We start from the raw sequence: 22,570 nt of genomic DNA on the forward strand, positions 1-22,570 counted from the left end.
TAATCTGGTTGGTTAAAAGTCCAGCCATGGGTTTTTACCACCAAGTGTAGCGAACCACAAGTCGGTATCAGTAATGGTATGGACGAAGGAAGTGGTGTAGCAAAGTTATTGGGCCTGTCAACAAGGAAGCAGTTTGATTAGGTTATAAGAAAATCAAGGATTAAATTTATTGAATAATACGAATTAAAATGGTATAATTAAAATTAGTTTACTGATGAGGTACCAAGATTTTAAAGATACCCAGTTGCGAAAGATGAAGGGGTGTATAATATGAGCCGGAACAGGTGTCTGCCTGCAATTTACATAGCTGTGTGCCTTTGTATTGCAGGAGTGAGCGGTTGCAGCAATGACTCTGAAAATGTTGTCCTGGCAGAGGACGGTCATACCGCACAGGAAAAAGTGTTACGTTTTTTTGCTCCTATGGATGCAGGCTCTAGTGCTCTGTACTATCGGGAATTGATTGACCAATACAACAGATTAAACAAAGGGGTTCGTGTTGTTTATGAAGGGATATCTACGGGAGATGGTTATAATGAATATCTGGAACAGCGGTTGGATGCGGGAGAGGGTGATGACGTTTTTATCGTAAATGCAGATATGGTTAAGACGCTGTATCATAAAGGCTATTTTTATGACATGTCTGAGTTTTCAGCTTTTCAGCAATTGAATGAATCTACAAAAGAGCAGGCTATGATTAAAGATACTGCCTATTGTCTTCCGGTGAGCATGACAGCCTATTGTCTGTTCGTTAATCTGGACGTACTGAATCAGTACAATCTCCAGACACCGCAAAATTTAGAGGAATTCAGGAACTGTTGCAGCACCATTAAGGCGGCAGGAGGAACCCCCCTGAGCCTTAACCGTTGGTACGCTCTGACAGTGCCTGCGCTGGCAAACGGTCTGTCAAAGATATACGGTGCAGAAAATCTGCAGGATATCAGAAGCAATCTGAACAGCGGAGAGCTTAAGATCGGTGATTACATGCAGGACGGATTCGAGGTTGTCGAGGAATTTATTCAGGAGGGATGGTATGGTGACGGCTTGAATGCGGCTTCTGTTGAAACAATGAAAGCCGGGGACCAGGATCTGCCCGATTTTGTCAGTGGAAAGACTGCTTTCTATTTTGGACATCTGGATTCGCTTTCTGCGGCGGAAGAAATAAATCCAGATATCAATTGTGTGGTTCAGGGAGTACCAGTCACGGATGGAACGGTAACCCTTCCCGCGGCTTTGACAAGGCTGTCTATTAATGCGGACAGTAAAAACCTGGCCGAAACCGTGGACTTTGTGAATTATATTACCAGTAATAAATATAAAGAAGTGTCTTCCAGTGGGAATGGGGTCTTGCCTATTTATGTTGATGCGGAATATACATTACAAAACGAGAAGATGCGTCCGGCCTATGAGACATTTATCAAGGGCGGGCAGGTACCAATAGAGGATATGCAGCTGCAGTTCACTTATTGGGATACCGTGAGAGAACTAAGCATTAAAATGTTTGACGGATACACCGCAGGGGAAGCAGCAGAGGAATATGACAGGATACAGATAGAGCAGATCGCACAGTATGATAATTGAGGGATAAGGAGGACTTTTTATGAAGGAAAAAAAAGCAGGGGCCACAAAAATGATGGCTCTTGCAGTCAGCCTGATCCTCATCGTAATAGTCATGGTAACCACTCTGATCAATTTAACATATGTGAGTTCAATTAAAAAATTAGTGAGGAGTACCACGGTAAATAATATCAGCGAACTGACAGCCAGTAAAGCGCAGAATCTGGATGAGCGTCTTCGCTCTGAGCAGGTGGCTTTAGAATTTATGGCTGGCAGCATTGGGATGTATGAGGATATTTTTTCATTAAGTGATATCATAACAGAATACCAGGAGACGCATCAGGCGTCCTGTATGTGGATTTTCGATCTACAAGGCAATGGGTGGAGCTCGGGCCCGGGGAATGACCTTCTTCCGCCAGGGCAGACGGAAGAATTATTTGCGGCTGCCCTGCGGGGGGAATCAGGTATGTCAGACCCTTTTATCGGGGAGAAGGGGAGAAAGCAGATCCTTTTTTATACGCCTATTAAACGTGAGGGAAAGATGATAGGGGGCCTGTATGAATCTTATCCTGTGGAGCTGCTGCAGAATACTTATGGAAGCGGGACTTATAATGATGAAGGCTATAGCTATGTGCTGGGGAAAGAGGGGGAAGTTATATTGTCTTCTTTGCGTTTCAGCTATTTGCAGATATACGAAAACTTCCGGAATGTTTTGAACAATAATGGAGAAAATGACCAGAAAGATATCTCTGCATTTATGGAAGCGCTCAAAACCGGCGAAAAAGGAAATGCAACTTTCACCTTTGAAGGTGACGAGCAGTTTTTATATTTTATTCCACTGGAAGAAAAAGAAGGCTGGTACTTTGTGACAGTGATCCCGCTGGATATGGTAGAGCAGGATGGAACGGTAATTGTTATGTTGACGATAAGAATGGCAGTAATTTTACTGCTCGCTGTAGCTGTAGTGCTTGTTCTGGCAGTTACAGCCATTTACTATCGAAATAAGAAACGGAGAGATTATGAAATATACATACAAAACACCTACCAGGCAATATCACAGAACATCGATACTGTCATTTTTATTGTGGAACCCAAAACCAAGAAGGTAGAATATGTATTTGATAATGCGCAGGAAATACTGGGTATTCCTGCACAAAGCTTCAATGAACCCGAAGAGTCATCAATGGGTGAGTTTCAACATGCGATCTCAGATTTTCTTTGGATGGAACCACCAAAATCAAAGTTCACATGGGAACGCTCTTTGTACAATGATGTGCTTGGAAGACAGATGTGGTTAGAGATAACGGTCCATCCGGTGACATTGGGCGGGCAGCCGAAATGCATCTATGCGGTGACGGACCATACACAGGAGCGTCAGATCAGAGAGAAACTTTCTGCTGCTGTGGCCGCGGCTGAACAGGCGAATGCAGGGAAGAGCCAGTTCCTTTCAAATATGTCTCATGATATCCGTACACCAATGAATGCCATTGTGGGAATGACCAAGCTTGCTAAGATTCATATGGAGGACAAGTCAAAAGTTTATAACTGTCTGCACAAAATTGAGCTGTCATCCCGGCATCTGCTGAACCTGATCAATGATGTATTGGATATGTCCAAGATTGAAAGTGGAAAAATGACTATGACAGTTGAAGATTTCTCACTCTCTGAGCTTATAGAGGGTGCAGCCGCCATCGTTCAGCCACAATGCAAAAGCAAAGGGCAGATATTTGCAGTAGAGACTAAGAATATACGGCACGAGTATCTGATTGGAGATATGCTTCGGATGAATCAGGTCATCTTTAACCTGATCTCTAATGCTGTAAAATTCACACCCCCCAAAGGAAAGATTACGGTCTTCATTGAAGAACTTTCCCAGAAGCGCTCAGGCTATGCCATATACCGTTTCCAGATTTCAGATACCGGTTCTGGTATTGCACCTGAATTTCTCTCCAGTATCTTTCTGCCTTTTGAACGTGAAGACACAAGAAATGTTCATCATACGGAAGGATCAGGTTTAGGGCTGGCCATCGCAAAAAATATCGTAGAGGCTATGGGCGGGCAGATCGCCGTGGAAAGTGAGTTAGGGAAAGGAACGACATTTACGGTAGAACTGGAGCTTCAGCTTCAGAAAGATGAAAAGGAGGAAGGGGAGAACGACAGGGTACTTAAAAGACTGCATGCATTGGTGGCGGATGATTCTGAAGAGGATCTTACACTGCTTAACAGCTATCTGACAGAGTTTGGAATGGCAGTAGATATTGCAGCTACCCAAGAGGATATGCTGTCGATGGTTTCTGAAAAAGATTCTTATGATTTGATCATCATTGGCGGGATGACGGAATATGCCAGGGAGAATCGTTTTTTGATTATATCGGATGGCACAGTCTGTGGCAAGCTTGTCATGCTTTTAAATTCGGATGATCCGGCAGAAAAATTCAACATGGCAGAGCGGGAAGTGGATCTTATCCTTCAGAAACCGATCTTAAAAAGCACTCTGTGTAAAAATCTGTCCATTTTATTTGATGAACCGGCTCCAGATGATGCGGATGGATCACTTCAGGATATCATGAAAGGACGACGGTTCTTACTGGTGGAAGACAACGAGCTGAACCGTGAGATCGCCACGGAATTCTTTGGACTTTCAGGGGCGGTGGTAGAAGACGCAGAGGATGGGAAAGCTGGCCTTGAGGCTTTTCTCTCCAAAGAAGCTGGATATTATGATGCAGTTTTTATGGATATTCAGATGCCGGTCATGGATGGCTATGAGGCAACAAGAAGAATCCGCGCATCAGAGCACAGGCAGGCAAAAGATATTCCTATCATTGCCATGTCTGCCAATGTTTTTGCAGAAGATAAACGCGCTTCCAAATTGGCGGGAATGAATGCGCATCTGGGTAAACCTATAATGATGGATGAAGTATATCATGTGCTCAGGGAATTATTGTGATGATAACATAGGGAATGGGTTAGGGAGACTCTATAAACCGGGAATTTTATAGGTGAATTATCTTTTAATAATTTGGATTAGGAACCAAGTAATATTGAGAGTAATTTTTGTTATACACATGAAGTTGATCTAAATTGCTCAATGTGCTGTGTGAAAGGGGATTTTATGACAGTTAAAGAAGCCTATGAAAGACTGGGTGGAAATTATGATGATATGACTTACCAGTTTGGAGAGCGTATGCTTTTAAGGCTGATTGGTATTTTACTGAAAGATTCAAGTTATACAGATATCTGTACAGCATTGGATCGGCAGGATTACGATACCGCTTTTCGCGGGGCACACACTTTAAAGGGTATTGCCCTGAATATGTGCCTTCCACCTTTGGCGAAAAGTGCAAGCGTACTAGCGGAAGCCCTGCGCAGCAGACAGCAGAATGATGATATTCAGCCATCCCTTGTGGGATTAGGCCATGCATACCAGGATATGTATACAACTTTTTCTGAATTGATTCTTACTTCAGGAGGCGGTATACGATGAAAAAGAATACAAAGATCCTCATTGCGGATGATTCGGAGATCAACCGGGCTATCCTATCGGATATTTTGGCGCCGGACTACGAGGTGCTGGAAGCTTCTGATGGTGAAGAAGCAATGGCCTGTCTGAAACAGCACTCTGATATTGCTCTGGTCCTGCTGGATATCATTATGCCTAAACTGGATGGCTTCGAGGTGCTGACATTTATGAACCGTGACGGGTTTCTAAAAAAAATACCGGTGATCATCGTCTCCTCAGAAACTGCGGCGTCTTATATTGATCATGCCTATAACCTGGGGGCTGCGGAGTATATCAGCCGTCCGTTCCAGAAAATGATCGTGCGCCACCGTATTGAAAATATCGTGAAACTCTATACCAAACAGAAATATCTGGAAAACATTGTCACAGAGCAGATTTTAGAAAAGGAGAAGAACAACGTGGTCATGGTGGAGATCCTCAGCCATATCGTGGAATTTCGTAACGGTGAAAGCGGACTTCATGTGCTGCATATCAGGACCATTACAGAACTATTGCTGAAACATCTGCGAAAAACATCCCGGCAATATCAATTGACGCCGGCAAAAATTGCGGTTATCATAAATGCGTCTTCCCTGCATGACATTGGGAAAATCTCAGTCCCTGAAAAAATACTAAATAAGCCAGGGAAACTGACACCGGAAGAATTTGAGATCATAAAGCCCCACAGCCTGATCGGTGCGCGGATGCTTGAAGACCTTACTTATTATCAGGATGAAGAACTGGTACGGGTGGCAAGAGACATCTGCCGCTGGCACCATGAACGGTACGATGGACAGGGATATCCGGATGGATTAAAGGGTGATGAGATCCCAATTGCCGCACAGGTTGTCGCTTTGGCAGATGTATATGATGCCTTGACCAGTGAACGAGTGTATAAGCTGGCTTACTCCCATAATCAGGCCTTAGAAATGATTTTTGGCGGTGAATGCGGCGTATTCAATCCCATACTGCTGGAGGCATTAAAAGCGGTGGAGGCTCATCTGAAAAGTGAGGTTAAGGTTCGCTCGGCGGGTAAGATAGCACAAGATAAAATCCACGAATTGACCTATATGGGGCTGCATAATAATGATGTTTCCGACAGGACACTGGATTTACTGGAACAGGAGCGGACGAAATATCAGTTTTATGCCTCTCTGACCAGGGAGATTCATTTTGAGCATAGTTATGAATCGGATACGCTGATCATTACGGAATGGGGGGCCGCCCAGGCAGGCATACGGGAAAGCATTCAGCATCCACAAAAGGATCCTGATCTGTTACGGGTGTTTTCCGAAGAGGACTTCTGGGATCTGCATACCCATCTGATGCAAGCCACACCTGAAAATCCCGTCGTGAGTAAGGTATACCATCTGACGCTCAAAGGAGAACAGCGATGGTATAAAGTAGTGGCCCGTCCTATCTGGGGAATGGAGGAAGATGCTTCTCCCACAAAGGTCATTGGTAAGTTTACCGATAATGAGGAAGAACAGAACACACTGGATAAACTGACCTTACAAGCCCAGCATGATGATCTGACAGGACTTCTTGGCAGGAATTATGCATGCAGACAAATTGAACAGAGACTCCTGGATTTAAAAAAGAAAAAGGCCTCCATGATGATCGTAGATCTGGATATCTTTAAAAACGTGAATGACCGGTACGGACACCTTTATGGAGATAAGATGCTGAAAACAGTGGCTTCACATTTGGAAAGCAGTGTGCGAAATTCGGATATCGTTGCCCGTATCGGCGGTGACGAATTTCTAGTATATATGGAATATGAGGGAGATATTACAGAACTGGCTGACCGTGTTTTTCATACGGTTTCAGGGTCCTATGAAGGGCTTGAAGTGTCAATCAGTGTTGGCATTTCTTTAGCTCCTGAAAACGGTATTACATACGAAGATTTATTTCACCATGCGGACCAGGCATTGTATGCAAGTAAACAAGCCGGAAGGAACCAGTACCATTTTTATAATAGTTCCATGAGAACGATCCTATTGCAGCATCATACAGAATCAAGCCCGGGGGAACGGTGAGCATTGTTTTGCTGCCAGGTTACCTGTTGGGCTTCCTAAACCGTTATCAGAAGAAAGGGGAAAATTAGATTGAAGTACGATTGTTTAATGTATGAGAGGGTTTTCCAGATACTCAAAAATAAAATTGAATGCGGATTATTACCGGCAGGTTCAAGTCTCCCATCACGGATCAATTTGCAAAGGGAATTTAATACATCAGAGAAAACAATCCGGCATGCACTGGCAATGTTGGAGAAAACGGGACTGATTCAGACACAACAGAGGAAGCGGCCGGTGGTAAGTCAAAATCAGGATTGGGGACATTTTGCTACAAGGCTTGCGGTGAAGAAAATCAATGCCGAGATCACCAACGATCTGTTGAAAACAGGTGTGCTCTTATCTTATCCGATCATTAAAAGCGGGCTGAATCTGTGCCGGCAGGAAGACTTGAAAATACCGCGCAAAATTTTGGACAATGTTAAAGTAGAAAACGCAGTAGAATTTTGGAGGCAGACCAAACGGTTTGTGAGATTTTTCGTTGCCCGGAATGAAAACCAATTATGTTTATGCGCAGTGGACAGTCTGGGACTTGAGGAATTGAAGCCAGCAGTGGATACCATGGAGATCAGGACGGTGCTATATGAACAGCTGGATGACTTCATGCGTATTCTTGAATCTGGGCAGCCTCCTGAAAACGCTTATTTTGACGACCTCTCTGGTTTATACGGATTTTCATATGGAAAAGAGTTTTTAATTGATGTTCCTCCTGATTCCACGCTCATCCTTGGGAAAAAACAACTGGAAAAATTGTTAGAAGGGGCTGAAATGAGATATTCGGCTGTATATATGGACCTTCTGGGCCTTATCGCGGTAGGGCGTTTCCAGCCGGGTGACAAGCTCCCCACACACAGAGAACTTCAGAAATTATACAATGTCAGTGTGGACACCACCAGCAAGGCCATAAAGATCATGCAGGAATGGGGCGTTGTAAAAACGATTCGTGGAAGTGGTATTTATGTGGAGATGGACCTGTCTGAGATGAAGAAAATACAGATCCCTCCCCATTTGATCGCGCATCATGTCCGCCGTTACCTTGATAGCATGGAATTACTTGCACTCACCATAGAAGGGGCGGCCGTCTGCGCAGCTCCCCACATTACACCGGAAGAAATAGAGGCGGCAAAAGACAAAACAGATTATCTTTGGAATGTTGATTACCTGTATGGCCGCAGTCCCTCTATACTCCTGGGGATTATAACAGAGCATATAGAAATAGAAGGATTGAATACGATCTACACACTCCTCCAAAGAAATCTCCGGATTGGCCGAAGCATCCCGGCTATGGTTGACACGGTTAAAACAGAAGAGAGTATCCAGATCCACACACAATGTGTAGAAGCACTGGACATTCTTTCCCAAGGGAACCATGAGGCATTTTCCAGGAAGTCATCCCGGATATTTCAATACATCTACCGCGTTGTTATTCAGGAATGTAAGAGGCTGGGGTACTATGAGGCGGCAATGGAGGTCTACGATGGCAGCGCATTGTGGAAATAGCCAATGCCCCATGCCCGGACCGAATAACTTATAAAATATGGGGGATATGGATATGACTGAGGAAGACAGAATCAAAGAGGTGCTTTATAAATTTGAAGACGGGGGTCTCATATCAAAAGATCAGGATAAAATTTTGTCCTGTCTTTCAGACACTATCATAGGGATCGGGATCGGTGAACAAGGATTTGTGACTTCCAAAAACGATATTATAAATGTATTCACAGCTGGGATTAAAGAGGAAAATGAAGTGTCCCATTTCCTCGATTTTGGACGTACAGAGATAAGGCTCCTGAGAGAAGATATGTCTGTACTTTGTGCCGATGTGATCGTGACGGCAAAATGTCAGGAAATGGTGACTCAAAGCAGGTTTTCGCAGTCACTGACCCTTATAAAAGAGGAGAACGAATGGAAGATCTGCTGCCTGCACGCTTCAACCCCGATAGTTACGGAGGAGAATATTGATGCGTATCCCCTCAAATTCGCAGAGAAAACACTGCAAAGCCTACGGGATAAAATCGGTGAAGAAGTATACGCCGTGGAGGAGCAGTATCGTATGGCCGTGCTTTCAGACACCATAGCGTTCTATATCGTTAATTTCTCTAAAGACATTTATGAAAAATGCCAGCTTAACAGTGAAATATGTGCATATGTTGAAGATGGAACCCCTTATGAGCAGTATGCCAGGGAGCACATATCCGATTATGTGGCAGTGGAAGACAGAGAGTCATATCTAAAATTTTTTTTATTAAAAAATATTGATAGAGCCTATCAAAATGATGAACAGGAAGTCAAATACGAATATAGGATGAGGAGTGGTAAAAAAGGCTCATTTATTTGGGTGATGACGGTTATCCGGCTGATCACTGACATTGTAACTGGTGAGAGAAAAGGAATCATGTATGTCAAAAATATCGACGATTCAAAGCGCCAGCAGATCGTTATGCAGAAGCGTGCGGAGTATGACACGATCCTGAGTATCTACAACAAGAATACATTTAATTTACGTGTGGACAGCCTTTCAAAACAAAGCAGCGGTGTTTTCATGATACTGGATATTGATGATTTCAAAACCATAAATGATACCCTCGGCCACCCCTTTGGTGATAAAGTATTGATCATAATAGCAGATATATTGAGGACCACCTTTCCGGAAGATGCTGTGATTGGGCGGTTAGGAGGGGATGAGTTTGGTATCTTCCTTCCAGAGGATTACGGCCGTAAACAGATGGAGATATATATGAAACTATTATATGGCCGTATATCCGGATACCTGTTTAAAGAGGATGCAAGAGGTAAAGTCTCCTTCAGTGTCGGAATTGCGTTTTCAAAGGGGAAAAGCTTTGCTGACTTTTATAAAGATGCAGATGCAGCGCTATATTTTTCCAAACATGGTGGAAAAAACAGTTTTTCTTTTTATGAAGATTAATGCGCGAATGGAGGGATATCAAATGTATAAAAAACTGGGAAAGTTAAGAGAGGATGTCCTCAGTGTCTTATGGGCATCGTCTGATTTTGAAGCGGCAATCTATGAGGCGCTTGCCATGATTGGAGAATTGTTTGCCGCGAGCAGTGTTTACTTAACCGAAATTTCCAACAACAAAGTGATGAATATTTATTTTTGGAAACCGGAGGGATCGACTGGGGAGCCAATCGAACAGACGGAACGTATCACCCAGGATTTCTTTGACAAGACAAGGCATCTTATTGGAGACAAAGAGATACTGTGTTTGTGCCTGGATGACACGGAGGGAAGCATCACGGAAGTGTTTCGGGAATGCGGTACACGCACAGTCCTGCTGTGTCCGATCAGGCAGGAGAACAGCTGCGCTTATTTGGGTGTTTCCGATTCTACCTCGTGCAGGAAAGATTGGGAAAATGATGAAATCATACGGACCGGGCTTCTCACCCTATCTAAAGTGATCGGTACCTTCCTCTTAAAAACACGCTACACAAAACGGAGTGAGCAGACCCGGCAGAACCTTGAGGAATCCCTCCATGCTTCCAAACAACGGACCGATACCGCCAATGCACTGCTGGACGGCATCTCTGCCGGTGTCATTGTCGTAAACATTTATCCCGATGGCCGTGCCAATCCACAGTACGGTAATCTGGGACTGTACCGTATGCTTCGCATACCCCGCACCGCAAAAGACGCGGTTGTTCCCGATCTCAATGCCGCCCCTCTGGAGGGGGAGTATTTCGAGGATTTCTTTGCAAATATCCCAGAGCCGGATTACAGCAGGGTACGAAGAGAATATAAAGCGGGTTTTTCCAAAGACCACTTTACGGTAAAAAAATACCGCCTACTCCGGGGCGACGGAACCTATGTCTGGGTGAATGCGGATTTAAATTTACGTGAGAGCACTCCGGAATACAGGACTTATTACGCCACCTATACGGATATGTCTGAGGAACATTACCTGCAGTCAGGCCTGGAGGAAATGTTGGCCAGGGAGCAGGAGATCACCGGGAAATTGGAAAAGGCCAATCAGGCCAAGGCAGAGTTCCTTTCCCATATGAGCCATGATATCCGCACGCCGATGAATGCTATCATGGGAATGACAACACTTGCCAAATCATACATAGATAATCCCGCCAGGGTTTTAGACTATCTGGAGAAAATAGCGTCCTCCTCAAAACTGCTGCTCAACATTATCAATGAGGTTCTGGATATGTCGAAGATGGAGAGCGGACACATTGTACTTGCAGAAGAAAATGTGGATCTGGCGGATATGGTACAGGGCGTTGTGACCATGATACAGCCTCTGCTTGCGGGCAAACATTTGAAATTCAAGGCGCGGAACAACGATGTTGCCCATGAAAAGATTATCAGTGACATGCAGCGGTTACAGCAGCTGCTCATCAATTTACTTTCCAACGCAGTCAAGTACACGCCTGACGGGGGAGAGGTGCTGCTGGAGATCAACGAGACACCATCGGATCGTGGGGGGTACGCCCGGTATCAATTTATTGTGGCAGACACCGGGATTGGGATATCATCCGATTTCTTAAGCCGGATATTTGAGCCGTTTGAGCGGGTGGAGGACGAGCGGATTAAATCTGTCCAGGGTACGGGGTTGGGCCTGGCCATCTGTAAGACGGTCACGGAGATGATGGGCGGACAGATTTTGGTAGAGTCCGAATGGGGAAAAGGGAGCCGGTTCACCGCCACACTTTATCTGCGGATTGAGGAAGAACCCATTGACGACTCAGAGTTGGCAGGGCTGTCGGTCCTTGTCGTAGATGATGACGAGATCGTCTGCAGCAATACCTGTAAGCGGCTGACTGATCTGGGCATGACAGCCGAGTGGGTCATGGACGGTAAGGATGCTGTTGATAAGGTTCTGCAAGCCCATCAGTCAGGCAGGGATTATTTTTCCGTCATTATGGATCTCAAAATGCCCTGGATGGATGGGATGCAGGCAATACGTCTGATACGTGAAAAGGTCGGTTATGAACTGCCCGTTATTATCATCTCCGCCTACGATCTGTCTGAGCAGATGGACCAGGCACAGGAGGCGGGGGTAAATGGCTTTATCACCAAGCCCCTGTTCCGTTCCCATCTTGTCTATAAACTGAAGCAGTTCCTGCGGGGAAATAGACATGGTTCCCCAACGGTCAGAGCAGAGCAGGAACGTCACTATTGCGGGCAGCGCCTGTTACTGGTGGAGGACAATGAACTGAATCGGGAGATCGCAGTGGAGCTGCTTGCCGCAACCGGTACGGAGATAGAGACGGCCGAAAATGGAAAAATCGCCCTTGCAAAGGTACAATCCTCGCCTCCGGACTATTACCAGTTGATTTTTATGGATGTTCAGATGCCCGTTATGGATGGCTGTACCGCAGCAGCAGCGATTCGGAATTTAGAACGTAATGATACAAAAACACTCCCCATTGTTGCTATGACGGCCAATGCTTTCTACGATGACCGGCAGAGGACCAAAGAAGCCGGTATGAACGACCATCTTGAGAAACCTATTGATTTAGAGCGTCTATATCAAGTTCTGCATCGTTATCTCATCTGAAAATTATAGTTACCTATAAATATAAAATTGGCGTCATGCCGCAGAGTCTGAAGCAGACATATATAAGATTAAAAGAAGGAGATATAAATACAATGGAAAACAATGGCCATGAAACGCTGAAACGCCAGTCAAAATATTGTGTTGGCATTGGAGCCTCCGCGGGAGGTGTGGAGGCTTTGCAGGAACTTTTTCGGAATATGCCGGTTGATACAGGTGCCTCCTTCATCGTTGTACAGCACCTGTCCCCAGACTCCGTGAGCATGATGGATCAGATCCTTCAGAAGTCAGTTAAAATGCCGGTAAGGCTGGCGGAGGAAAATATGGAACTTAGGCCCAACGAGATCTACTTAAACGTGCCGGGGATGTTATTGGAGGTAGAAGCGGGAAGGCTGCATCTAAAACCAGTGCAGGACCGGCTGCAGCGCTATACCCCCATCAATCAGATGTTCAATTCACTTGCAGCGGAAAATGATATCCATACTATTGCAGTGATCCTCTCAGGAAGTGGGTCGGACGGTACGATCGGCATAGGATCAGTTAAGGAAAACGGGGGGATCATTATTGTACAGAAGCCTTTGGAAGCACAGTACGCCTCCATGCCCCAGAGTGCGCTTTCTACAGGATTGGTGGATCTGACAGAGAAAGTATCTAAAATTGGATTGGCTATACGGGATTATTTAAAAAACCCCAACATCCAATACATCCATCATGAGGATGGCATTGAGGATGAAGAAATGGGCCGGTATTTTGACCAGGTGATCGACGCGGTAACGAGGTATTCCGATATTGATTTCACGGCCTACAAACCGAATACCATATTTCGCCGGATCGAACGCCGCATAGCCATCAACAAATTTGCCGGAATTGAGGAATATATTGACCATTTGCTCTCCTCAGAGGAAGAAAAGCGGCTTTTATGCAGTGACCTTCTTATTGGGGTAACTTCCTTCTTTCGGGATGAGGCAGCTTTCAGGAGTCTTGGTGAACAGGTGCTGTCTGTGCTGCTCCGCGCAAAACGGTCTGTCCGCATCTGGAGTATCGCCTGTTCCACCGGTGAGGAGGCGTATTCCATTGCGATCATGGTCTGCGAATATATGGAGCGGTTAAAGTGCAATGTGGATGTGAAGATTTTTGCTACAGACACGGACCCGGATGCCATAGCAGTGGCCCAGAAAGGCTTCTACAACGAGGGAAATCTAAGCGATGTAAGTGATGACATTATAGAGAAATATTTTGACAAGAAAGAGGGGAGGTATGTTGTCAAGGACCTGATCCGCAAGATGATCGTTTTTGCCAAACATAATATATTCAGGGATGCCCCGTTCTCCAAATTGGATCTTATTGTCTGCAGGAATATGTTTATCTATGTGAAAACAGAGGTGCAGCAGCGTGCCATTGAAAATTTTTACCATCTCCTCAATGAGGGCGGATATCTGTTCCTTGGCAGCAGCGAATCTCTGGGTGATATGGATAAGGCGTTTGAATCGTTGGACCGGAAGTGGAAAATCTATATTAAAATAAAAGGTTACCATACAGAAAATAATGGTTTCTATCTATGGGATAATCTGTATCACCCACGGCAGTCAACGGATTCCCCTTCTGCCAGCCAGCGCTCAAAAGTTCAGGCTGCCAATATTTTTGAGAAAATTCTTTTTGCGTTTGCAGGTCCGTCAGTCCTGGTGGACGGTTTTGGAAAGATCGTACAGATTATCCAGGGCGGAGGCAAGTATTTAAGCCTGCAGGATGGGACGTTTGATAATTCCATCAGTTCCTGCTTTGCCCCGAGCCTTACGATTCTTCTAAACCACATTATGGAGGAGCTAAAGGAAGAAGGGAGTTCTGTTATCGAGAGAAGTGTGGCCGGAGTAGCCGATTATCCGAACGAATGCCTGAAGATTAAAATAAGCTACTTTAACATTGAAGGTGAAGACTACTATCTGATCCAGATTGGGATCGGGCAGATCATAAAGGAAGAACCGGTCGGTGAAATTTCACTGGATATCAGTGAGTTAAAAAACAGCCGTATCAGTCAGCTTGAAAAGGAGCTGGGGGAAAGCAACTGGAAGCTGTCACTGGCGATGGAGGAGTCAGAATCCCGTAACGAAGAGCTTCAGGCAACCAATGAGGAACTGATGGCTTCCAACGAGGAACTGCAGAGCACGAATGAAGAGATGCAGTCAATCAATGAAGAACTGTATACCATTAACGCAGAGCACCAGAGTAAGATTGTGGAACTGACCACGGCATACACAGACTTTGACAATCTGCTGGTCAATGCAGAGGTAGGGGCTCTTTATGTGGACCGTGATATGAAGATCCGCAAGATCACACCCATTATGCTGCAGAATACCAATCTCCTCCCTACTGATTTGGGGCGCCCGGTATACCATATTAATTTCATTGATACATACGAAGCCTTTATTTCCGATGTGAAAACGGTATCTGAGACAGGGGCGATCATTGAAAAAGAAGTGACGGATGCCAATAACATCATATGGCTGGTACGGATCCGGCCCTACCACGAAAAGCCGGAACAGGTGGGTGGTTTGCTGGTGACCATGTTTGATATCACAAAACGGCTGGAGGCGGCAAAATTTGAACTAAAGCAGCTGACGGACAGTGTTCCTGGCGGCGTAGTGCGGATGCACTACGACAGAGAGCTGGTGATCGACTATGCCAACGACAGCTTCTATGCACTGACCGGTTACAGTCCTGCCGAGGTAAAAAGGCAGTTTAACAACCACTTCAGCCGCATGATATTACGTGAGGACTGGGAGAAAATGGAACGGCAGATAGAAGCGGCCGCAGACGGGGACGGGATATTAAAAGAGGAATACCGCGGCTGTGTACCTGGACTGCCTGTCAGGTGGTATTCCATTCAGGCAGCGGTATTTGGGGCAGACGGTCTGATCGAACTTCAAGGCATCATCATGGATATCTCAAAGATAAAAGACTATGAACAGCAGTTGAAAAAAGAACGGGATAATTATGACACGCTTTATCAAAATATGCTCTGCGGAATCGCACAGTACGAATATGGTGACAAGACCATGCGCTTTGTGAGCATGAATCCAGAGGCAATCCGTATGCTGGGCTATTCTTCCACGGAAGAGTTTAAAAACCTTGGCGGACCAACAATGCTGGAGATCACTTTTGAGGAGGACAGGGAAGAGATCGCGGGAATGATGCTGGCTCTTAAAAAGAGAGGGGACTCCGCCAGCTTTGATCACCGCATTGTCCGTGCAGACGGGGTAATCCGATGGGTGACGGGAGCTTCAAAACTTATCGCGGCTCCCGACGGCAAGTTGCTGATACAAAGCACATTTATAGATACAACAGAGGAGAAAGCCACACTGAAGCAACTCAAGGACGAAAGGGACCGTTATGACCTTTTGTATGAAACTTCGTATAACATGGCAGTGTGCGGTGTGATCCAGGCGGATATCGAAAGCGGTAAAGTACTCGCTGTTAACAGGGAGGCAGTCAACCTTCTCGGCGCTGATACAGCTGAACTCGAAAGAGAACTGTTCGATCAGCAGACAGAAGACAGCGGGAAGGATGGCCTGAATTTAAGCAGTATCGGTAAACTGATGCAGTCCGTAAAAATGGAGGAGCGCAGACGTCTGACCGGGGTTCTTAAACTGAAGGACAGGAATATGCCCATTGAGGGTGCTGTGGATCTTATAATGGAGGACAACGGCGCGAGGGTGGTACAGTTTACGTTTCTGGACAGCACAGAGAGGGAACTGCTGCGTGAGGCGGAGACCAAGCTTGCAGTTGCCACAAAATCCAATAAGGCCAAATCGTATTTTCTCTCCAAAATGAGCCATGAGATTCGGACTCCTCTTAACGGGATCGTGGGCATGATCGACAGTGCACTGCTTTGTCGCCATGACGGGGAAAAACTGCAGGATTGTTTAAATAAGCTAAAACGCTCCTCCCTTCACCTGCAGCAGCTGGTCAGTGATGTATTGGATCTGTCAAAAATCGAGAGCGGGAAGATGGAGCTTGATATGGAACCGGTGGACTTAAGGCTGCTGCTTTCCGATGTGATCGGTGAATTCGATGCATTAGCCAAAGAAAAAGGGGTCGGTCTCACCCACGCGGGAAAATTGCTTCACAGGTATGTGATGACAGATAAAGTGAAACTGCATAAGATACTGGCAAATCTTACCGGAAATGCACTTAAATTCGTTGACAGTTCTGGTATCGTGCTGCTGAATATTGAGGAAGCTGCAATGACAGCGGGGGAAGCTAAATTTACGTTCCAGGTCCAGGACAATGGGAAAGGCATCCGCGAAGAGGATCAGGAACGCATCTTTGAGGCGTTTGATCAGGGCTCACATGACAAGTTATACGGAAATTCAGGGAGTGGGCTGGGCCTGACCATCTGTAAAAACCTGGTGGAGATGCTGGGCGGTGAGCTGAAAGTCGAAAGCATCGAAGGCGCTGGAACGGAGTTTTCCTTTACACTCACGATGGAAATCCTGGATGAGGATAAAAAGCAGGAAATCCTGCCTATGTGCGATGCCCGCTATAAGGGGCTGCGTGTTATGGTAGCGGAGGATAATCTCATCAATGGAGAGATTGCAGAAACGCTTCTGCGTTCTTTTGGATTTGAGGTGGATTTAGTGCTGAATGGAAAAGAGGCTGTCGACAAGTTTACCGGATCACCGGAAGAAACTTACAGTATCGTCCTTATGGACATCCAGATGCCGGTCATGAATGGATATGATGCTGCCCGTCAGATACGGGACTGCGGACATGCAGACGCAAAAACCATTCCTATTCTGGCGATGAGTGCCAATGCATTTCAGGAGGATATAGCGCGTTCCCTGGATTCCGGAATGAATGAGCATCTGTCGAAACCGATTGATATGGAAAAACTGTTTCACAGTATCTTAAACTATATGGATTGATTATGCTTCCACATGGTCACATTTGTTAGTCAAATAAAGGGGGAAGTGCGAATGCAAAATAAACGGGGAAAAGGTAAATATATCGTGCTTGCTCTCGGCAATATGGTTATCGTGGCCTGTATATTGATCCTTTATGCCAGCTACGCCAAAGATGTGCGGGGCGATAATGCGGCGGCGGCACGGGAATCCTTTACAGCGGCTGTGGAATCTACTGCCCAGTTATCTTACGGATATATGAGCAGCCTGCAGAATGAATGTGACAGCTGGGCATCCTATTTGGAGAACCACGATTATTCAATGAAAGAAGCTATTGAGTATCTGAATGAAGTTAATATTAATGCGGATTTTTCTGTAAATATCTTATATTATGACACATTGACTGGATTGTCTACAAATCCGGAAAATGAAGGTGACAAAGTCGACTATTCCCAGCTCACAGAGGCATTTTCCTATATTCTCCCCAAGATGGTCAACGGCACCCGGGGAGAAGGAACCATCTATATTTCTTCAACATATGTCAATCCACTGGACAGGGTCAAGAGTGTGGGATTTTGCAGTCTGCTTACGATAAAAGATGAAAATGAAAAACCTGCAAAAGCAATACTTGTAAAGACGGTCCCTGTAGAGGTGTTGGGTTCCCAGTGGATATTTCCTGGAGCATACCGTGAGGCAGAGGTTTCTTTAATTGATATCAATGGGCGGTATATCATTCAATCGGCTTCAATGGGAAGTGATACTTTCTGGAGCTTTATCAAAAAGTACAATGATTTGTCCTATATAGATATAGGTGATTTCCAGAGTTCCTTCCAGAAAAAGGACCATTGCCTGGTGGAACTGGCGGATCAGGCTGGGAAAGCGGCTTATTATGTCAGTGCCCAGATAAAAAACACACCGAATTGTACGTTTGTAGGCTATATTTCGGCTGACAAGGTGATTGCAGCGGAATCTGGCTGGCATGTGTTTTTTTATGCATCCATCGGTTTTATCCTGCTGCTTCTATTAGATGGAAGTTATATTCTGTCCATTAACAGGCAGCTCAGGAAAAGTGTGGAGGAAACCCGAAACGCAAATCTTGCAAAAACACAATTTCTTTCGGCGATGTCCCATGATATCCGCACACCGATGAATGCGATCATCGGGATAACCGAGATCGCAATGAAAGATACGGATAACAGCGTCCGGGTGTTGGACTGTTTAAAAAAGATAGCATTGTCCAGCAGTCATCTGCTCACGCTGGTCAACGATGTACTGGATATTTCTCAGGTCGAGAGTGGTAAGTTGATATTACACCCGGTTGTGTTCTCTCTTTCTGAATGCAGTATGAATCTTTTAAATATCGTAAAATCCGAAATCAAGGATAAAAGACTGGCATTTAACGTATATCTGCACCATCTGGAACACGAATATTTGTATGCAGATGAGCTGCGGATGAACCAGATATTTATCAATCTTCTTACCAATGCCGTTAAGTATACGGATCCGGATGGAAAAGTTGTCTTAGATTTTTTGGAGACACAGCTGCCTGACAACTGTGGGAAAGTGATGCTGACGTATACCGTTTTGGATACAGGAATCGGTATGTCAAGAGAATTTATGAAAAATATGTATCAGACCTTTACCCGGGCGGCAGATTCTCGTATTGATAAAGTCATAGGCTCCGGCCTGGGGCTGGCGATCACAAAACAGATGGTTGATTTGATGGACGGTACTATCGAATGTGAAAGTGAACTGGGGAAAGGAACTAAATTTACCGTTACGTTGCCGCTTCAGACTGCAGAAAAAACAAATGATTACATGCTGCCGCCGTTACGGATATTATTGGTAGATGAAGATGATATATTCCTTGATACCACAGCGGCCACACTCGTTTCTATGGGGGCGACGGTTGATAAGGCGAATCAAGGACATACAGCGATTAAAATGGCTGCGGCAAAACATTACCCGATTATAATCGTGAGCTTTCATATGCTGGAAATAGATTATATCCAGACAATACGAGCGCTTCAGCCCGGGACCGGTGATGAGGCTACGGTTTTATTGATCAGCGCATATGATTGGGATGGAATGGAGGATACAGCCAAGGCAGCGGGGGCAGATGGTTTTATCAGCAAGCTGATGTTTAGATCTGTAATCTATAAAAAGTTCAATCAGTTTCTACATCCTAGAGAAATAGAAATAGAGGTTTCCGATGACACTGCGGATGACTTACAGGGGTTACATCTGCTGGTTGCAGAAGATAATGACCTTAATTGGGAGATCATAGAAGAATTACTGAAATTTTATGAGATCGACGCAACCAGAGCAGAGAATGGACAAGTTTGTGTTGATACTCTGAATCGGGCTGAAACGGGTACTTATGACGCTGTTTTGATGGATATTCAGATGCCTGTTATGAATGGCCGTGAAGCTTCCATGGGGATTCGGTCTCTTCAGGATAAGGAAAAGCAGAATATTCCGATTATCGCCATGACTGCGGATGCTTTTGCAGAGGACATAAGGGCCTGTCTGGAAGCCGGTATGAACGGTCATGTAGCCAAGCCGATTGATATGAAGAGACTTTTCAGGGAACTAAGGAACGTTGGGCTTGCCAACGAAAGGGGAAGGCGATGATGATGAGTATGAAACGGGTATTAACCATTCTGCTGGTATTAATGGCGGCTGTCTCCATATTTGCCGGATGCAGTAAAAGCTCCCAGACAGACAGCAAGGACGCCAAGGTCCTGTACCATGCTTATTATTCTGAACCATATGTGACACTGGATCCAAGTACAGAGCAGTCCAACGGAGTCAAAATTCTTTATAATGTATATGAAACCCTGACACACTATGATGACCAGTCCGGCGAGGTCAAGCCTGAGCTTGCCACCGAGTGGTCATCCAATGCCGATGCTACGGAATGGGTTTTCAAGCTGAGGGATGACGTTTCTTTCCATGACGGAGAAAAAATGAATGCGGAAGCGGTGAAGAAATCAATCGACCGGACGATTGCCCTCGGCAAGGGTGCTGCATATATCTGGGACAGCGTGGAGTCTGTTGAAGTGACTGGGGAATATGAAGTCACTTTTCACCTTAGTTATAGTGCATCTGTCCCGCTCATTGCATCGGCGGGATACGGTGCTTATATCATGAGTCCAAATGTGATTGACAAGGATTTGGAATGGTTTAATGAAGGAAACGACGGCGGGAGTGGCCCTTATACCATTTCTGCAATCTCAGCGCGAGCGGTGACTCTGTCAGCGTATGAGAACTACCGGGGCGGCTGGAAGGATCAGCAGTATAAAAATATTTATATCCAGGAAGTGTCTGACTCAAGCATCCGCCGTGAACTTCTGGAGACGGGAGAAGCCCAGCTTGCGTCTGACCTGACACAGGAAGATTTGTCTGCATTAAGCAAAGAGGATGGATTAACTGTTGTGCCTGCAGATTCATTCACAAATATAATCCTGATGCTGAATACAAAAAGCGAACCTTGTTCCAATGCAGACTTTCGAAAAGCATTGGCATATGCTTTCCCGTATGAAGAAACAGTCCATGATGTTTTGAAGGATAATGCCGCGCAATCCCGCGGTATGGTACCAACAGGGCTATGGGGACACAGTGATGATTTGATGCAGTATAGCTGCGACTTGGAAAAGGCGGGAGAGTATCTGGAGAAATCAGGTTTCGTAAATGTGACTGTGACTATTTCTTATATGGGAAGCGATGTTGCATATAGTGAGATGCTTCAGGTATATAAGGAGAATCTTACTCAAATTGGAGTAAATTTAAAACTTTTAAATATGGACTGGGATGCCCAGATGGCTCTTGCAAAGAGTTCTGACCCGGATGACTGCCAGGATATTATGCTGATGAAATGGTGGCCGGATTATGCGGATCCTGCCGGGTGGTTTACCCCCCTGCTGATGAACAACAAGGATTCGGCAGGATACAATTTCTGCTACCTGGATGATGATGTTTTTGGTGAGGAGAATCGAGAAGCCGTCAGGCTGACAGCCACAGATAAGGGCGCCGCGGAAGAACTCTATATTCAGATGCAGGAAAAAATCTTAGACGAATGTTATATGATTTTTGCTTATAACACAATGCAGTATTATGTTATAAGCAATACAATCAGCGGTGTTTATGAGAACCCGGCCTATCAAACCTGCATTTATTATTATGAAATTACGACAAACTGATAATTAGAGTTTGCAGTAAGAACCTCGATTATTTTTCTGATCGGAGGTTTTGCAGCCTGACTGGGAGTTGTCCACGATCAGATGTTTACACCGGAAATTCTATCTTGACAAATAAACTGAAAACTGATATATTTATAACAGCGTTATGAAACAGTGTTATTTATCGGGAGAGGAGGCGATTTCATGGCAAAACAGATAGAAGGAGTCTACGAGCAGCTGCTCGAATGCGCAAAGCATGAATTTTTGGTAAAAGGCTTTAAGGATGCCTCACTGCGGACGATTGCAGCAAACGCAGGCACCAGTACCAATTCCATCTACGTCCGTTTTCAGGATAAGGAAGGGCTGTTTGAAGCCATCGTTGAGCCTGTCGTATCGGGCGTGCTTCAGTTGTTCTGTGAGATTCAGGAGACATTTCATGAATTTGAGCCGGAGATACAGAAAGCGCGGGTCAATGAATACAGCTTTAAGGAAATGGACCGGTTTCTGGATTATATATATGGGAATCTGGATGAGTTCCGCCTGCTGCTGGATGCGTCCCATGGCACGAGATTTCAGAATTTCGTAGATGAACTGACACGCGTTGAAGTGGAGTACACCTACAAATACATGGAGGTGGCCGGATATATGAGTGCTGAGGACGGTGAGGTGACCGGTGAGTTTTTACACATGGTGACAACCGCGTATTTCGAGGGGGTATTCGAAGTCGTCCGGCATGGGATGGACCGGGGATCAGCCGGCAGATACGTGCGTATGCTGGAGCGATACCATGCGGCGGGGTTCGATACCTTTTTTATCCGGGATAATAAGTAAAACAAGTCAG

At 45.3% G+C, this 22,570-nt stretch carries 11 protein-coding genes; all 11 read left to right on the forward strand.

Annotated features, from left to right (window positions below; genetic code table 11):
* Window positions 1–270 precede the first annotated feature (270 nt).
* The 11 genes from MCG98_RS10540 to MCG98_RS10590 all read left to right on the forward strand — a co-directional run bounded on the left by MCG98_RS10540 (window position 271) and on the right by MCG98_RS10590 (window position 22,560).
* Entirely contained in the window at window positions 271–1,578 is a 1,308-nt protein-coding gene (locus MCG98_RS10540) for an extracellular solute-binding protein (RefSeq protein ID WP_240301942.1), read from the forward strand.
* Window positions 1,579–1,597: 19 nt separating this feature from the next.
* Window positions 1,598–4,501: an ATP-binding protein gene (locus MCG98_RS10545; RefSeq protein ID WP_240301943.1), complete on the forward strand. Its 2,904-nt coding sequence runs from the start codon at window positions 1,598–1,600 to the stop codon at window positions 4,499–4,501.
* 165 nt (window positions 4,502–4,666) lie between these two features.
* Complete coding sequence (locus tag MCG98_RS10550) at window positions 4,667–5,038, forward strand: Hpt domain-containing protein (RefSeq protein ID WP_240301944.1); 372 nt, start codon at window positions 4,667–4,669, stop codon at window positions 5,036–5,038.
* A complete protein-coding gene (locus tag MCG98_RS10555) occupies window positions 5,035–7,092 on the forward strand; it encodes a diguanylate cyclase (protein ID WP_240301945.1) in 2,058 nt (685 codons plus the stop codon). The genes MCG98_RS10550 and MCG98_RS10555 overlap by 4 nt, the downstream gene beginning before the upstream one ends.
* An 87-nt stretch (window positions 7,093–7,179) precedes the next feature.
* A complete protein-coding gene (locus MCG98_RS10560; protein WP_275891408.1) occupies window positions 7,180–8,628 on the forward strand; it encodes a GntR family transcriptional regulator in 1,449 nt (482 codons plus the stop codon).
* A 52-nt stretch (window positions 8,629–8,680) separates the two neighbouring features.
* Window positions 8,681–10,054 (forward strand): GGDEF domain-containing protein, encoded by a 1,374-nt coding sequence (locus MCG98_RS10565; protein ID WP_240301946.1) that lies wholly within the window; start codon window positions 8,681–8,683, stop codon window positions 10,052–10,054.
* 22 nt (window positions 10,055–10,076) lie between these two features.
* A complete protein-coding gene (locus MCG98_RS10570) occupies window positions 10,077–12,653 on the forward strand; it encodes a response regulator (RefSeq protein WP_240301947.1) in 2,577 nt (858 codons plus the stop codon).
* Window positions 12,654–12,745: 92 nt separating this feature from the next.
* On the forward strand, window positions 12,746–17,572 hold the full coding sequence (locus tag MCG98_RS10575; protein WP_240301948.1) for a CheR family methyltransferase: 4,827 nt from the start codon (window positions 12,746–12,748) through the stop codon (window positions 17,570–17,572).
* Between the two features lie 51 nt (window positions 17,573–17,623).
* On the forward strand, window positions 17,624–20,182 hold the full coding sequence (locus MCG98_RS10580) for a response regulator (RefSeq protein WP_240301949.1): 2,559 nt from the start codon (window positions 17,624–17,626) through the stop codon (window positions 20,180–20,182).
* Window positions 20,179–21,750 (forward strand): ABC transporter substrate-binding protein, encoded by a 1,572-nt coding sequence (locus MCG98_RS10585; protein WP_240301950.1) that lies wholly within the window; start codon window positions 20,179–20,181, stop codon window positions 21,748–21,750. Before MCG98_RS10580 ends, MCG98_RS10585 begins: the two co-directional genes overlap by 4 nt.
* Window positions 21,751–21,933: 183 nt before the next feature.
* Window positions 21,934–22,560, forward strand: a complete 627-nt coding sequence (locus tag MCG98_RS10590; RefSeq protein ID WP_240301951.1) for a TetR/AcrR family transcriptional regulator — start codon at window positions 21,934–21,936, stop codon at window positions 22,558–22,560.
* The last annotated feature ends 10 nt before the right edge of the window (window positions 22,561–22,570 follow it).

This window comes from Ruminococcus sp. OA3, from assembly GCF_022440845.1.
Taxonomy (GTDB): Bacteria; Bacillota; Clostridia; order Lachnospirales; family Lachnospiraceae; genus Ruminococcus_G.